Origin of the sequence: Clostridium frigoris, assembly GCF_018861865.1 — a bacterium.
GTDB lineage: Bacteria > Bacillota > Clostridia > Clostridiales > Clostridiaceae > Clostridium_AD > Clostridium_AD frigoris.
Genome location: NZ_JAHLDV010000007.1, coordinates 41,613 through 56,162, shown reverse-complemented (window position 1 = coordinate 56,162; position 14,550 = coordinate 41,613). Strand labels below are relative to the sequence as shown.

Annotated in this window: 12 protein-coding genes and 1 pseudogene; 11 read left to right on the top strand and 2 right to left on the bottom strand. The window is 30.6% G+C overall.

All coding sequences use genetic code 11. From position 1 onward, the window contains the following. Nucleotides 1-16: 16 nt before the first annotated feature. Nucleotides 17-1,315 carry a lactate racemase domain-containing protein gene (locus tag KPL37_RS05380; RefSeq protein WP_216146389.1) on the bottom strand — a complete coding sequence of 433 codons (1,299 nt, stop codon included), beginning with the start codon at nucleotides 1,313-1,315 and terminating at the stop codon, nucleotides 17-19. Between the two features lie 263 nt (nucleotides 1,316-1,578). Here KPL37_RS05380 and KPL37_RS05375 point away from each other — a divergent pair. The 11 genes and pseudogenes from KPL37_RS05375 to KPL37_RS05325 all read left to right on the top strand — a co-directional run. Beyond that, a pseudogene (locus KPL37_RS05375) lies at nucleotides 1,579-2,580 on the top strand (pyridoxal phosphate-dependent aminotransferase); the annotation flags it as partial. A 119-nt stretch (nucleotides 2,581-2,699) separates the two neighbouring features. After that, nucleotides 2,700-3,716: a LacI family DNA-binding transcriptional regulator gene (locus KPL37_RS05370; protein ID WP_216146466.1), complete on the top strand. Its 1,017-nt coding sequence runs from the start codon at nucleotides 2,700-2,702 to the stop codon at nucleotides 3,714-3,716. An 87-nt stretch (nucleotides 3,717-3,803) separates the two neighbouring features. Then, the gene (locus tag KPL37_RS05365; RefSeq protein WP_216146388.1) at nucleotides 3,804-5,054 is read left to right on the top strand and encodes an ABC transporter substrate-binding protein; all 1,251 of its coding nucleotides are present in this window, start codon (nucleotides 3,804-3,806) and stop codon (nucleotides 5,052-5,054) included. A gap of 116 nt (nucleotides 5,055-5,170) precedes the next feature. Beyond that, on the top strand, nucleotides 5,171-6,019 hold the full coding sequence (locus KPL37_RS05360; RefSeq protein ID WP_216146465.1) for a carbohydrate ABC transporter permease: 849 nt from the start codon (nucleotides 5,171-5,173) through the stop codon (nucleotides 6,017-6,019). Then, nucleotides 6,019-6,846, top strand: a complete 828-nt coding sequence (locus tag KPL37_RS05355; RefSeq protein ID WP_216146387.1) for a carbohydrate ABC transporter permease — start codon at nucleotides 6,019-6,021, stop codon at nucleotides 6,844-6,846. The genes KPL37_RS05360 and KPL37_RS05355 overlap by 1 nt, the downstream gene beginning before the upstream one ends. 15 nt (nucleotides 6,847-6,861) lie before the next feature. Beyond that, nucleotides 6,862-8,550, top strand: coding sequence for a glycoside hydrolase family 13 protein (locus tag KPL37_RS05350; protein ID WP_216146386.1), 1,689 nt, complete (start codon nucleotides 6,862-6,864; stop codon nucleotides 8,548-8,550). Nucleotides 8,551-8,773: 223 nt separating this feature from the next. Further along, nucleotides 8,774-9,859, top strand: a complete 1,086-nt coding sequence (locus KPL37_RS05345) for a Gfo/Idh/MocA family protein (protein WP_216146385.1) — start codon at nucleotides 8,774-8,776, stop codon at nucleotides 9,857-9,859. Between the two features lie 22 nt (nucleotides 9,860-9,881). After that, on the top strand, nucleotides 9,882-10,637 hold the full coding sequence (locus KPL37_RS05340) for a sugar phosphate isomerase/epimerase family protein (RefSeq protein WP_216146384.1): 756 nt from the start codon (nucleotides 9,882-9,884) through the stop codon (nucleotides 10,635-10,637). 1 nt (nucleotide 10,638) lies between these two features. After that, on the top strand, nucleotides 10,639-11,562 hold the full coding sequence (locus KPL37_RS05335; RefSeq protein ID WP_216146383.1) for a sugar phosphate isomerase/epimerase family protein: 924 nt from the start codon (nucleotides 10,639-10,641) through the stop codon (nucleotides 11,560-11,562). 21 nt (nucleotides 11,563-11,583) lie between these two features. Continuing rightward, complete coding sequence (locus KPL37_RS05330; protein ID WP_216146382.1) at nucleotides 11,584-12,612, top strand: Gfo/Idh/MocA family protein; 1,029 nt, start codon at nucleotides 11,584-11,586, stop codon at nucleotides 12,610-12,612. Between the two features lie 58 nt (nucleotides 12,613-12,670). Further along, complete coding sequence (locus tag KPL37_RS05325; protein WP_216146381.1) at nucleotides 12,671-13,525, top strand: AraC family transcriptional regulator; 855 nt, start codon at nucleotides 12,671-12,673, stop codon at nucleotides 13,523-13,525. Nucleotides 13,526-13,584: 59 nt separating this feature from the next. Here the strand turns inward: KPL37_RS05325 and KPL37_RS05320 are convergent, their stop codons facing one another. Beyond that, a complete protein-coding gene (locus KPL37_RS05320) occupies nucleotides 13,585-14,421 on the bottom strand; it encodes a polysaccharide deacetylase family protein (RefSeq protein WP_216146380.1) in 837 nt (278 codons plus the stop codon). Between the last annotated feature and the right edge of the window lie 129 nt (nucleotides 14,422-14,550).

Genomic DNA, 14,550 nt, shown 5'->3' with positions numbered 1-14,550 from the left:
AGAGCAAACCATTGTTCTAATTAATAGGTAGAAATTTTGGTAAGGTGTTTGATCCATGAGGCATTATATAAGTTTTTAGATTTTTGCCTTTTTCTGCGTAGGTTAAGTTTAGCGCCTCATCTATTGTTTTAACTATTTTAATCCCAGTATTTTTAAAAAATTTAGGATCTAAATCTGATACTACAATGAGATTAAAATTGTGTGCAGTTTCACAAGAAAGACATCCAACATGTTTTGAAATTGTGTAACGCTCTCTTAATGATTTTTCTCGGTCAATTAAGGTATCATAGTTAGAAAGCATTGACCTAACATCATCATCTCCGCCAAGTCCTTCACTACACTCTGTTAATGCGATGATAGTTCCTCCAATTTTTGCAGCTTCTCTTGAATTCATAAGAAGTTTTGAAGATTGATAAAAATTAATATCTTTAGGATATCCACCGGCGGTAGCTATTACCAAATCAGCTTTTTCTTTTATATATGCACAGTCAGACTCATCAACATATTTTCTTCCTTGTGCATGTGCCTTGATGCAATCGCCTGCAACTGCCGCAGAGATATTTCCATGACTGTCCATGATCACATTGAACATAAAACTTGGTTTTACAAAGGCACAGGCCTCTTCCATATCTAAATGTACAGGGTTATTTATTATGTTTCCACATCTGATTTCATCTCGAGTGCCTTCTCCTAAATTTTCGTTAAGTGAAAGACCGTGATTTGCCATTATTGTTTCATATGATGCAATTCCAGGTAAAATTGATTTTTTTCCACCGGACCATCCTACTAGAAAATGATATACTATTCCTCCAGCAATTATAATACGGTCACATTCCATGGCCTTTTTATTAATGGATACTGGTGTACCAAAGTTAGTTTTACCTAGATAAACTAAATTATCTTTATCTTTACAATCATGATCAATTATATTATATTTACCGTAAAGGGTGTTTCCTAGTAATTGTTTATATTCATTTTGAGTTTGTTTTCTATGAGAACCAGTAGCACTAATAAATAATATATCTTCATCAACTATACCAGCTTTAGTGAGTTCAGCCACAATGAATGGAAGATATAAGGATGACTTTTGCCATGCCCTAGTAATATCAGGTATAACAATACAAATTTTTTCACCTGCATGTACAATTTCACTAAGTTTAGGACTTGATATAGGGTTTTGTAAGGCTTCGTTTATTACTTCTTCTTCAGTTTTAGAACTTGTTGAAGGGATATTATCAAGAACTCCAATAACATCTTTTTCGTTAATTGAAAACTTAACAGTGCCTCTTCCTTGTTTTAATTCAAACTTTTTCATGATTAGTTCCTCCCATATGTTCTCTTTCTATACATTAAACATGAAATTTTGAGTTATGTCAATGGATGGCTCGGTAGTTAAATTCTATTTAAGGAAAAGCATTGACAATTATTTTCATGAGTAATATACTAAGGATTAATAAGTTTAATTGTTTAATTATTCTGTTTATTAATATAATTATAACTTTCCTCTATCTAGGGGAGTAGTTTTTTAATATCTGAAAATATAAAATGAATATAAATAAATTATCTGATAAGGAAATGCAATATGCTGTTACTGGGGGTGCACAAAATTTTAGGGAAGCATTAGCTAAAAAACAGTCAAGATTTATGGGTATAAATATTGACCCCAATACTGAAATTGTTGTAACTTGTGGGAGTACAGAAGCAATGATGGTAGCGATGATGAGTGTTTGCAATCCAGGCGATAAGGTTATAGTCTTTTCTCCTTTTTATGAGAATTACACTGCAGATGCAATTTTATCAGGAGCAGAACCTATATTTGTTTCACTAAGGCCTCCTAGTTTAGATTTTAATGTTTTAGAATTAGAAGCAGCTTTTAAATAAAAGCCTAAAGCACTTATACTATGTAATCCATCAAAACCAACTGATAAAGTATTTACATACGCTGAGTTAAAATTATAACTGATTTAGCAGAAAAATATGATGCTTTTGTAATTACAGATGAAGTGTACGAACATATAATCTATGCTCCATATAAACATACATATTTTGCAGCACTTCCAAATATGTCTGAGAGGACAATTTCTTGTAGTTCTCTATCGAAAACCTATTCAATGACTGGATGGAAATTGGGTTACATTATAGCTCCAGAAAGAATTGTTGATGTTGCAAAAAAAGTTCGCGATTTTCTTACAGTTGTTGCAGCAGCTACACTTCAAGAGGCAGCTGTTACGGCCTTGAATTTTGATGATGTCTATTATAAGGGATTATAAAAGGTATACACTGATAAGAGAAATCTATTTTTAAAAGGTCTTGATGACATAGTAAATAACATATTCAACTCCACAAGGGGCTTATTATATAATGGTTGATGTATCAGAATTTGGAGTAAAAAATGATGTAAAGTTTTGTGAATGGCTAGTGCAAGCGGTTGGGGTTGCAGCAGTTCCTGGTTCGAATTTTTTTAAAGAAGATGTACATCATTTAACTAGACTTCATTTTACTAAAAAGGTGGACACGTTAGAAGAGGCTCTTAAGTGGCTGACCTCGCTAAAAGATAAGGTGAAAGGAATAAGCTTATAAAGCAAAAGTGGAAATGGATGTTAGAAATATTAAAAAACAATTAAAAACCATATACTAATATACATATATATGGTAAAATAATTTTGTGTTAATCGTTTACTGAAGGGAAAATGAAAATTATGAATAGAGCAATTAAAAAACCAACTATTAAGGATGTTGCAAAAAAAGCTAATGTCTCAGTAGCTACTGTTTCTAGAATTCTTAATGATCTAGGTGGCTATTCAGAGGAAACAAGGGAAAGGGTAACTACTATAGTTGAGAATATGGGATATCGTAGAAATGCAATTGCCAGAAACTTAAAGACAAAAACTAGCCATACTATAGGTGTATTGTTACCAAAGGTTGAAACTACTTTTTATGTGGAAATTCTAAATGGCATAGAGGAGATGTCACATAAAAACAATTATAGTGTTTTTATTTGTAATACAGGTGCTAGTTCTCATTTAATGCCTTATTATCTAGATGTATTATCTGAAAGACAGGTGGACGGTATTATTGTATGTAGTCTATCACCTAAAGATATGTATGATAAAAATATTATGGATACTAAAATACCGTGTATACTTGTATCAACATTTTCTCCTCGTTTTACTATTCCATATATTAAAGTGGATGACTTTCAAGCTGCTTACTCGGCTACTAGTTATTTAATAGAAAATGGTCATACTAAAATAGCAATGATAGGTGGAGAAAAAGAGGATCCCATTGCTGGTATACCTAGATTAGAAGGGTATAGACAAGCACTAAAAGAGTATAATCTTAATATTGATGAATCTCTTATAAAACATGGCGGTTTCAGTTTTAAAGAAGGCAAATGCGCTATGGAAGCGCTTTTAAATGAAAATAAAAAATTTACTGCGATTTTTGCGACTTGTGATGATATTGCAGTTGGTGCAATGTTTATAGCCCATAAAAAAGGTATTTTAATTCCAGAGGATTTGTCTATAATAGGATACGATAACACGAAAGTATCAGAAATGTCTTATCCACCTTTAACAACTATATCTCAACCATCATATGAGATGGGCCAAAAATCAGTTGAAATGTTAATTAAAACTATTACGACTAATAAAAAAAGTGAGAGCATAATAATGCCTTTTGAAATTATTGAAAGAGAAAGTGTTAAAAAACTTTGATAGTTTTTTATATTGTTTACGTAATCGATTAACCTATTGATAATAAACAGTATAATTAATATAAACAAAAATTTAGGGGGGTATAAAATGAATAAAAAATCAAAATCGCTATTATCACTAGTGCTTACAATAGCATTAGGTTCTTCTTTACTAGCAGGATGTTCATCAAAGGGGAGCAGTTCTAGTACTGGTGGTAAGGTTAAATTAGAGGTATTCTCAAATAAAACAGAAAATAAACCTATATATCAAAAGATGATTAGTGATTTCCAAGTTAAAAATCCAAATATTCAAATTGTTCTTAACGCTCCGCCTGATGCTGGAACGGTATTAAAAACAAGACTTACTAAAAATGATATGCCTGATGTATTAAGCATGGGTGGTGACAATTTATACGGTGAGCTCGCAACTAATGGGGTTCTTCTAGATCTTAGTAAGGAAAGCTTTATGAGTAATATACAAACAGCCTATACTAAGCAGATGAGCGATCTTTTAACAAATGGAGATAAAAACTCATATGGAGTACCTTATGCAACAAATGCTGGTGGAGTTTTGTATAACAAAGAAAAATTTACAAAGCTAGGTTTAAAAATCCCCCAAACTTGGGATGAATTTATCAAGCTTTCTGAAAATATAAAAACTAGTGGTGAGACCCCATTTTATTTAACACTTAAAGATGCGTGGACAGGCATGTGTTTCTGGAATATACTAGCTTCAGATATTGCTCCAAAGACATTTCTTGCTGATAGAAAAGCTGATAAAACTACATTTGTAGCTTCTCATTCAGAAATAGCAGATAAAATGCTTGAAATTATTAAATATGGTCAAAAGGATATATATGGAATGGGATATAACGATGGTAACAAAGCGTTCGCCCAAGGAAAATCAGTAATGTACCTTCAAGGTAATTGGGCAATTTCTGATATTAAGAAAATAAATCCAAATATAAAACTAGGAATGTTCGCATTACCAGCAACTAATGATATCAATAAGAATAAGATTACTTCAGGTGTAGATGTAACACTAGTAATAACAAAAAACTCTAAACACCCTGCAGAAGCTAAAAAATTTATTCAATACATGTTGCAAAAGGAGAATGCACAAAAATATATAAGTGATCAGTTTGCATTTTCAGCTGTTAAAGACGTTATACAAAAAGATGATAGTGTTACAGACTTAGCAGATAACTTTAAAAAAGGAAAAATTGGAAGTTTTCCTGATCACTATTATCCAACTGGTATGGATACAGCCTCAATTGTACAAGGTTTTCTCAACAAAAAAGACAAAGTAGCTTTTTTAGAGAAGCTTGATACAGAGTATGATAAAAATAATAAAAAGTAGATATTAATTAAGTATGGAGAAATAACGTACATGTTATTTCTCTATATTGTATATGTTATAAGCTGTAATTATACCAGAGGAAAAGGAGAGTGAATAAATTGAAAAAAAACAAGAGAATGGCTTTTTATATGATGACAATTCCTGCATTGATTTTATTCTTCACCTTTCACACATTACCATTAATAAAAGGAATCTTTTATAGTTTTACTGACTGGAATGGATATAGTGATTGGAAGTTTATAGGACTTAAAAATTTTATAAACGTATTTCAAGATGATACTATCAGAAACGCTTATGGCTTTACATTCAAATTTGCAATACTTACAACTATAATTGTTAATGTTATAAGTTTAGCTATAGCCATCGCCTTAAATGCAGCTATTAAATTTAAAAATGTTTTGAGGGCTATATTCTTTCTACCCAATATACTAGGAGTCTTAATTGTTGGATATATATTTAATTATGTATTTGCTCAATTATTGCCACAACTTGGTACATACTTGAATATTCCTATTTTAAGTTCTAATATACTTGGAAATCCAGATCTTGCTTGGCTTGGAATAGTATTTGTAGCATCCTGGCAGTCAATAGCATTTAGCACTATAATATATATTTCAGGACTTCAGACAATTGATCAAGATATCTATGAAGCAAGTGATATTGATGGAGCTAACAAATGGAAGACCTTTATAAAAATAACATTTCCTTTAATAGCTCCTTTTTTTACAATAAATATGGTATTAAGTTTGAAGAATTCTTTAATGGTATTTGACCAAATTATTGCAATGACAGGTGGAGGACCTGGTAATGCGACTCAATCAATTTCTTATGTGATTTTTCATTTTGGATTTTCGGGGGGGAATTTTGCATACCAATCTGCAAATGCTGTGCTTTATTTTATTGTAATTGTAGCAATTTCACTTTTTCAATTGAAAGTACTTGCAAAACGGGAGGTTGATTTATAATGAAAAAAAAGAAAATTAGTTTGATTCTTACTTTAATAATGATAATCTTAGCAGCAATGTTTATATTATTTCCATTATATATTCTATTAAGTACTGCACTAAAATCCCCTCAAGATATGATTAATTCTACACTTTCATTACCTACGAAATTTCATTTTGATAATTTTACGAAGGCAATTAAAATAACAAATTTTTTTGATGCATTCGGAAATAGTGCAATAATAACATGTGTTTCTGTATTATTTATTATACTTTCAAATTCAATGGTATCTTATGCAATAGCAAGAAATAGAGAAGTAGAGTTCTTTAATATTCTTTACTATTATTTTGTAAGTGCTATGTTTGTACCATTTCAAATAATAATGTTACCACTCGTAAAACAAGTAAGTTCATTTCATCTTGATACTATACCAGGGATTATAGTTCTATATATTGTTTATGGACTACCCTTTAATATTTTTTTGTACGTAGGGTATTTAAAGTCTCTTCCTAAGTCGCTTGAAGAGGCCGCTACTATAGATGGAGCTTCAACTTGGCAAATATTTTTTCGCATAATATTTCCATTATTAAAACCAATAAATGCCACTATAGGAATATTAGCATTTTTAGGAACCTGGAATGACTTTATGCTTCCACTTATTATATTAAGTAAACCTGAGCAAGCAACATTACCTCTAGTACAGTATGTTTTTCAAGGACAATTTAGCACAAATTATAATTTAGCTTTTGCATCTTATCTCTTAGCTTTAGCTCCAATTATCATAGTGTATATATTTGCTCAGAGATTTATTATAAGTGGTGTTACTAATGGAGCTATAAAACAATAGAAAGAAGGAGATTTTATGAATAAATATTGGTGGAAAGAAAGTATAGTTTATCAAATTTACCCAAGAAGTTTTAAAGATAGTAATGGGGATGGCATCGGAGACTTGAGAGGAATAATTGAAAAACTTGATTATCTTAAGGAACTTGGAGTTGATGTACTCTGGTTATCTCCTGTTTATGAATCACCAAATGATGATAATGGTTACGATATAAGTAATTATAAGGGGATAATGAAAGAATTTGGAACCATAGAAGATTTTGATTTATTGCTTGCAGAGGCACATAACAGAAAAATAAAGATAATGATGGACCTTGTTATAAATCACAGCTCTGATGAACATCAATGGTTTATTGAAAGTAAGAAATCTAAAACAAATAAATATAGAGATTATTACATTTGGAGGGACGGAAAAGATGGATTACCACCAAACAATTGGGGCGGATGTTTTGGTGGTTCTGCTTGGGAATTAGACCCTCAATCACAAATGTATTATTTACACCTATTTTCAAAAAAACAACCTGATTTAAACTGGGAAAATGAAAATTTAAGAAAAGAAATATTTAGTATGATGAAATGGTGGTTAGAAAAAGGAATTGATGGTTTTCGTATGGATGTTATTAATATGATTGGAAAAGATCAAAGTTATCCTGATGGTATTATTAATGGAATTAGCATTTATGCAGATCCAGGCAATTTAAGTAAAAACCATCCAAAAGTTCATGATTATTTACAAGAAATGAACAAAGAAGTACTAAGTAAGTATGATATCATAACTGTTGGTGAAGCTCCCGATGTTACACCTTCGCAAGCAATTGAATTTGTTGGGGAAGATAGAAATGAGTTAAATATGGTGTTTGAATTTGAACATATGAGTGTAGGTGATGGACCTGAAGGTAAATGGGGCGAAACAACTTTTGACCTTGGTGAATTTAAGACCATTATGTCAAAATGGCAAAGTAAACTCCAAGGTAAAGGTTGGAATAGTCTTTATTTAAATAACCATGACCAACCAAGAATGGTTTCTCGTTTTGGAAATGATAATAAATATAGAATTGAATCTGCAAAAATGCTAGCGACCTTTCTCCATATGCTTACAGGTACTCCATACATTTATCAAGGTGAGGAAATAGGTATGACAAATGTGAAATTTGATAGTATTAATGATTACAAAGATATCGAAACTCTAAATGCTTATAAAGGTTTTACAGAAAGTGGTAAAAAAAGTCATAATGAAATTATGGATGCTATTTATAAAAGGGGTAGAGATAATGCAAGAACGCCATTTCAGTGGAATGATAAAAATAATGCAGGATTTACTGATGGGAATCCGTGGATAAAGGTAAACCCAAATTACAAATATATTAATGCACAGGCGCAATTAGATGATGAAAATTCAATCTTTAATTATTATAAAAAGGTTATAAGATTAAGAAAGAAATACGAAATAATAGTATATGGAGATTATAATTTGATTTTGGAAGATAATAAATACATTTATTCCTATACAAGGAAACTTAATGATGAGATTCTGTTAGTTATATGTAATTTTTGTGAAAATCCTGTTCTATTTTCGATCCCAAAAGACATAAAATATGATAGAAAAGAGCTTCTGATTTCAAATTATATAGTAGATATTGACTCAATAGATGAAATTATGCTTAAGCCTTATGAAGCAAGAGTATATCTATTAAAAAATAAAGCATAATATACTTTTTTATTAAGTAAGAAAGTGACGGTCTCAAAATTAAGAAGTGGACCTTCACTTTCTGCTTTTTACAAACTAAAACTATTAAAACGCAATATATGAGAAGTATTGAGCAATTCATGGGGAGCAATTAAAAATAAAATGTTATAGAATAGTATATGTAAACGATGTATAGCTTTTAGAAACTAGTCCAATATATTTTAAAGAGAAAGGGTGATATTATATGGATAAGAAATTAAGAGTTGGAATAATAGGATGTGGTGGCATAGCTAATGGAAAACATATGCCAAGTTTAGCTAAGATAGAAGAAATAGAAATGGTTGCATTTTGTGATGTAATAATCGAGAAAGCAGAAATTGCTTCAAAAGAATATGGAAGCGTAGGAGCAAAGGTTTATATTGATTATAAAGAGCTTCTAAAAGATAATACTATTGATGTTGTTCATGTGTGTACGCCTAATAGATCACATAGCTCTATAACAGTCGATGTGCTAGAAGCTGGAAAACATGTTATGTGTGAAAAACCAATGGCTAAGACCTCTAATGAAGCAAGAGAAATGTTAGAAGCTGCAAAGAGAACAGGTAAAAAGCTTACAATTGGTTATCAAAATAGATTTAGAGCAGATTCTAGATATCTTAAAACAACATGTGAAAATGGTGACTTTGGAGATATATATTTTGCAAAGGCACATGCTATTAGAAGAAGAGCCGTTCCAACTTGGGGAGTATTTTTAAATGAATTTGAGCAAGGTGGAGGACCTTTAATAGACATTGGAACTCATGCTTTAGATCTAACTCTTTGGATACTTGATAATTATAAGCCTAAGTATGTTGTGGGAAATGTATATCATAAGCTTAGTAAAAAAGAAAATGCTGCTAATGCATGGGGTCCATGGGATCCAAAAAAATTTACAGTAGAAGATTCTGCATTTGGGTTCATTACTATGGAGAATGGTGCTACTATAGTTATTGAATCAAGCTGGGCATTAAATAGCTTAGATGTTGGAGAAGCTCAGACAAGCCTATGTGGAACTGAGGGCGGTGCGGATATGACTGATGGTCTTAAAATAAATGGAGAAAATTTAGGTAGACTTTATGAAACTAAAGTTGACTTTGGTTCAAATGGAGTTGCATTTAATGAAGGAATCTCTGAAGATCCAGCAGATGTTGAAGCTAGATCTTGGATTGATTGTATTTTAAATGATAAGGAGCCAATAGTAAAACCTGAAGAGGCGTTAGTTGTTACAGAAATTCTAGAAGCAATATATGAGTCATCAAAAATAGGAGAGCCTGTTTATTTAAATAAATAACAAATAAAGGTTGGTGTAAATTATGAGTTTACCAATAGCACTTCAATTATATAGTATTAAAGATGAAACAGAAAAAAACTTTTCACTTGCATTAAAGAAAGTATCCCAAATAGGGTATAAGGGGGTAGAATTTGCTGGATACGGTGGTTTATCAAGTTCAAAGATTAAAGCTTTGCTTGAAGAACTGGATCTTAAAGTTTGTGGAAGTCATGTTAGTTTAGATGAATTAACAAATAATATTGATAAAGTTATAGAATATAGTTTAGAAATCGGTAATCCTTATATAATATGTCCTTATGCTACATATAAAAATAAGGAGGATTATGAGAAGATGGCGGAAACACTTAATATTTTAGCCATAAAGTGCAGTGAAAAGGGAATATTTCTAGGTTATCATAATCATGGACATGAATTTCAAAAGTTTAACGGAGAATATGGATTAGACATTATATATAAAGAAACTAATGCTAAACTTGTGAAAGCCGAAATAGATACCTATTGGGTGAAATATGCAGGGCTCGACCCAGTTGAATATATAAAAAAACATTCAGGTCGTTGTGATCTTATTCATATAAAAGATATGGAAATAGTAAATGGGGAAAAACGTTCAACTGAAGTTGGAAATGGGATTATAGATATTAAATCTATAATAATGGAATCAGAAGAACAAGGTGCTAAATGGCTTATTGTTGAACAAGAATTTTTTAACAAACCAACCTTTGAGAGTGTAGAAATAGGATTTAAAAATTTAAAGAAATTAGTTGAGGAGGGAATTTAATATGTATATAGGATTATTAACTGGTTGTCTTGGTGGGATTCCACTAAAGGAGAAAGCAAAGTGGGCAAGTGAGCATGGATTTAAAGCTTTAGAACTTTCTTGTTGGCCAAGGACTAATAGTCGTGATTATTCAGGAAGTGAGATAGATGTTGCTAATTTTACAAAGGCTGAAGCGGAAGAAATAAAATTATATTTTAAAGAATATGGACTTACAATATCTTCAATTGCTTATTATGATAATAATTTAGATAGAGATCCTAAAAAAAGAAAATTCATAAACAATCATTTTAAAAAATGTGTTGATGCGGCTGTGTTATTAGGTGTATCATCTGTTGGAACATTTATTGGGAAAAATATAGATAAGTCTTTAGAGGAAAACTTCGATGAATTTGAAGTGGTATTTAAAGATTTGGTTAAATATGCAGAGGATAGGGGGGTAAAGGTAGTAATTGAAAATTGTCAAATGAACGGATGGCAAGAAAAAGGAGTACCAGGAACTATTTCATTTACACCAGAGCTATGGAGAGAAATGTTTAGAAGAGTTCCAAATAAGAATTTTGGATTAAATTATGATCCGTCCCATTTACATGCAATGCTAATTGACTATATAACCCCAGTAAAGGAATTTAAGAATAGAATATTTCATGTGCATGCAAAGGACGCTGAAGTGTTTGAAGATAAATTAAGAACTTATGGAATATTTGATAAACAGTTAAATGTAGATAATGAGGATTTTGGATATTGGAGATACAGAATGCCTGGTCTTGGAGACATTAATTGGGAAAAGTTAATTAATGAACTAAAAGAAATTGGATATGACGACGTAGTAAGTATAGAACATGAGGATCCTCTTTATGAAGGTAGTGAAGAAAAGGTTAAAGAAGGACTACAACTTGGAATAGATTATCTTGAAAAATTAATATAGAGTTATTTAGGAGATGTTGATATGAAAATATTAAAAGTAGCTATTATTGGATGTGGGAATATATTTCCTATGCATGCTCAATCTATAAAAGAAGTTGAAAATGCAAAGATTATTGCAGTTTGTGATATTAAAGAGGAAAGGGCAAAGGCTAAAGCTGATAAATATAATTGTAATTATTATACTGACTATAAAGAAATGCTTTCAAAGGAAGATATTGATGTAGTGCATATATGTCTTCCGCATTTCCTTCATGCGCAGGTTGCAATATACGCTTCAAAACTTGGTAAACATATATTAACTGAGAAACCTATGTCTATAAAACTATCAGATGCAGAATCTATGATTGAAACTGCTAAGGATAACAATGTTACATTAGGAGTTATATTTCAAAATAGATACAATCCTGGTTCACAACTTATAAAAAAGACTCTGGAATCAGGAGAACTTGGTGAAATATTAGGAGGAAAACTTGAAGTCACTTGGAAACGAACAGATGAGTATTATGGCAATAGTGATTGGAAGGGCACATGGGACATGGAAGGAGGTGGAGTTATAATAGACCAAGCTATTCACACTATGGACCTTATGAGATGGTTTGTAGATAGTGACATCGATTATATAGATGCAAATATAAGTAATAGAGCTCATAAAATTATTCAGGTTGAAGATTCTGCTGAGGGGGTTATTAAATATAAAAACGGAATAGTAACTGCGTTTCATGCCATTAATTATTATACTTATGATGCACCTGTAAAAATTGAGCTTCATTGTGAAAAAGGTATGGTTAATATGGTAGGGGATAGGGCTGATATAAAATTTAAAGACGGTAGAGAGTTAATTGCAGATAATAATCCAGATGATACTTTTGATTATGGTAATGGAGCAAAGGGGTACTGGGGAACAAGCCATACGAAACAGATAAAGAATTATTATGCATCTATTAGTGCGGGGTTGAAACCTGATATAACTGGAGATGATGCAATAAAAACGCAAAAAATGATATGTGCAATATATGAATCAGGCAAAAAAAGAGTTAGAATTAAGTTGTAATAAATAAATTGTTAAAGCATAGAAAGCTTAAAATGTTTTATGAACATAGGAGGAAATTATGAGGGGTAGTTTCGAAAAAACAGTACTCGAACCGGATTTTCCATTTAGATTATTTTTAAATAATGGTGTTGATAGCACACCTCATCACTGGCATGAAGATATTGAAATTATTTATCTTATAGAGGGAAGTGTTAAAGTAGGTATAAGTAATGATTTATATCATCTTAAAGTAAGAGATGTTTTAATAATAGGTCCTGGTGAGGTACATTTTTTTTTAAAAGAAATGCAACCAAGCAATAGAGCAGTAATACAGTTTAGAATGTCTATCTATGATGCGTTTCTTTCTGGGGCAAAGGATATTAGAACTATAAGACCAATGTTTACTCATTCTAAATATCTTACTCCTGGTACTGAGATTCACAGCCTCATGGAAAAACAAATTCAGCAGCTTATTAATGAAAATATTGCTGAAAAAGAAGGTTATAAGCTTATTATGAAAGCTAGACTTTACGACTTGGCTGGAATATTAATTAGATATTTACCTAAATGTGAGTATTCAGCTGAAGCTGAAAGTCGTCAAATGGAAAAACTTCAAAAGCTGGATAAGGTATTTCAATATGTGGATAAATACTATCAAACAAATATTAACTTAGAACAAATTTCGAAAGTAGCTGGATTCAGTCTATATTATTTTACAAGATTTTTCAAGGAAAACACAGGAGTTACATTTGTCGATTATTTAAATAATTTTAGAATAACTAAAGCAGAATGGCATCTTATGGAGGAAAAGGACTCTATTACTGAAGTTGCATATAAGTCAGGTTTTAATAGCATTAAAACTTTCAATCGAGTATTTAAAAATTTAAAAGGCTGCGCTCCTATGCAGTATAGGAAAGGTAGGTCGCCAACTTAATAGTAATACAAAATATAATGGCTTTATTATAGATTAACATTTAGGTTTATATATAAAAGTTAATTTTGGATAGTTAATTTTGCTTTAAATTGTTCAAGATTAAAGTTTGAATTAACAAAAATTCTTCCTAAAGAATAAATGTTATCATTTTTATCTATTAAGCCAAATCCAGTTGAAAAAGCTAATTTATAACCTGATTGTTTTGCAGCTTTTATAGTATTAGATGTAAATTCACCGTAAGGATATGTTATGTAGTTTATTTTTCTTTTTAATATTTTTTCTAATTTAATTTTTGAATTTTTCATCGTATTTATATTATCTGCATATGATATTTTATCTAAGTGTTCATGAGACGAGGTATGACTTTCTATTTTTATATTATTGGAGTCCATTAATTTTATTTCAGTGGAAGTTAAATAATTTTTTTCATGATCAATAGTATTACTAATTACAAATATAGTAGCTTTTTGTTTGAATTCCTTTAATATAGGATATGCATTAGTATAGTTGTCTTTGTAACCATCATCAAAGGTTATCACTATGGGTTTACTAGGTAAGTTTTGACCTGTCTTCATATAGCTATAAAGCTTATCTAATGTTAATGTTGTATAATTATTATCTTTAAGATATTTCATTTGGTTTCTAAATTTTTCTTTAGGAACCTTTAATATATTATCTTTTTCGTAACTAATAGAGTGATACATTAAGATTGGTATTTTTTTATTTTTAACCGAATCATTTGATTTTTGTACAAAGACATCTTTTGTTGTCTTTGGTGTAGTTATACTATTTTTTTCTTTATATATAACTAAACCAGTAAACTGATAGAGTAGAACTATAACTCCTATTAAAATGGCAATTAAAGATAGTAATGACGCTTTTTTATGTAAACTCATAATATCCCCCATTTTATATTTATTTTAACGACATTTGAGAAGGTAAGGTTACCACTTCTATAAGTGGGAGTTACTACCCTATTAAAAAACAAAACTTCAGTGGAAATATAAATGTCCTTCTAAAGTCAT

What these genes read in the sequence shown, in the direction of transcription:
- KPL37_RS05380 (WP_216146389.1), bottom strand. Translation starts at nt 1,315, where the DNA reads ATGAAAAAGTTTGAATTAAAACAAGGAAGAGGCACTGTTAAGTTTTCA.
- KPL37_RS05370 (WP_216146466.1), top strand. Translation starts at nt 2,700, where the DNA reads ATGAATAGAGCAATTAAAAAACCAACTATTAAGGATGTTGCAAAAAAA.
- KPL37_RS05365 (WP_216146388.1), top strand. Translation starts at nt 3,804, where the DNA reads ATGAATAAAAAATCAAAATCGCTATTATCACTAGTGCTTACAATAGCA.
- KPL37_RS05360 (WP_216146465.1), top strand. Translation starts at nt 5,171, where the DNA reads ATGGCTTTTTATATGATGACAATTCCTGCATTGATTTTATTCTTCACC.
- KPL37_RS05355 (WP_216146387.1), top strand. Translation starts at nt 6,019, where the DNA reads ATGAAAAAAAAGAAAATTAGTTTGATTCTTACTTTAATAATGATAATC.
- KPL37_RS05350 (WP_216146386.1), top strand. Translation starts at nt 6,862, where the DNA reads ATGAATAAATATTGGTGGAAAGAAAGTATAGTTTATCAAATTTACCCA.
- KPL37_RS05345 (WP_216146385.1), top strand. Translation starts at nt 8,774, where the DNA reads ATGGATAAGAAATTAAGAGTTGGAATAATAGGATGTGGTGGCATAGCT.
- KPL37_RS05340 (WP_216146384.1), top strand. Translation starts at nt 9,882, where the DNA reads ATGAGTTTACCAATAGCACTTCAATTATATAGTATTAAAGATGAAACA.
- KPL37_RS05335 (WP_216146383.1), top strand. Translation starts at nt 10,639, where the DNA reads ATGTATATAGGATTATTAACTGGTTGTCTTGGTGGGATTCCACTAAAG.
- KPL37_RS05330 (WP_216146382.1), top strand. Translation starts at nt 11,584, where the DNA reads ATGAAAATATTAAAAGTAGCTATTATTGGATGTGGGAATATATTTCCT.
- KPL37_RS05325 (WP_216146381.1), top strand. Translation starts at nt 12,671, where the DNA reads ATGAGGGGTAGTTTCGAAAAAACAGTACTCGAACCGGATTTTCCATTT.
- KPL37_RS05320 (WP_216146380.1), bottom strand. Translation starts at nt 14,421, where the DNA reads ATGAGTTTACATAAAAAAGCGTCATTACTATCTTTAATTGCCATTTTA.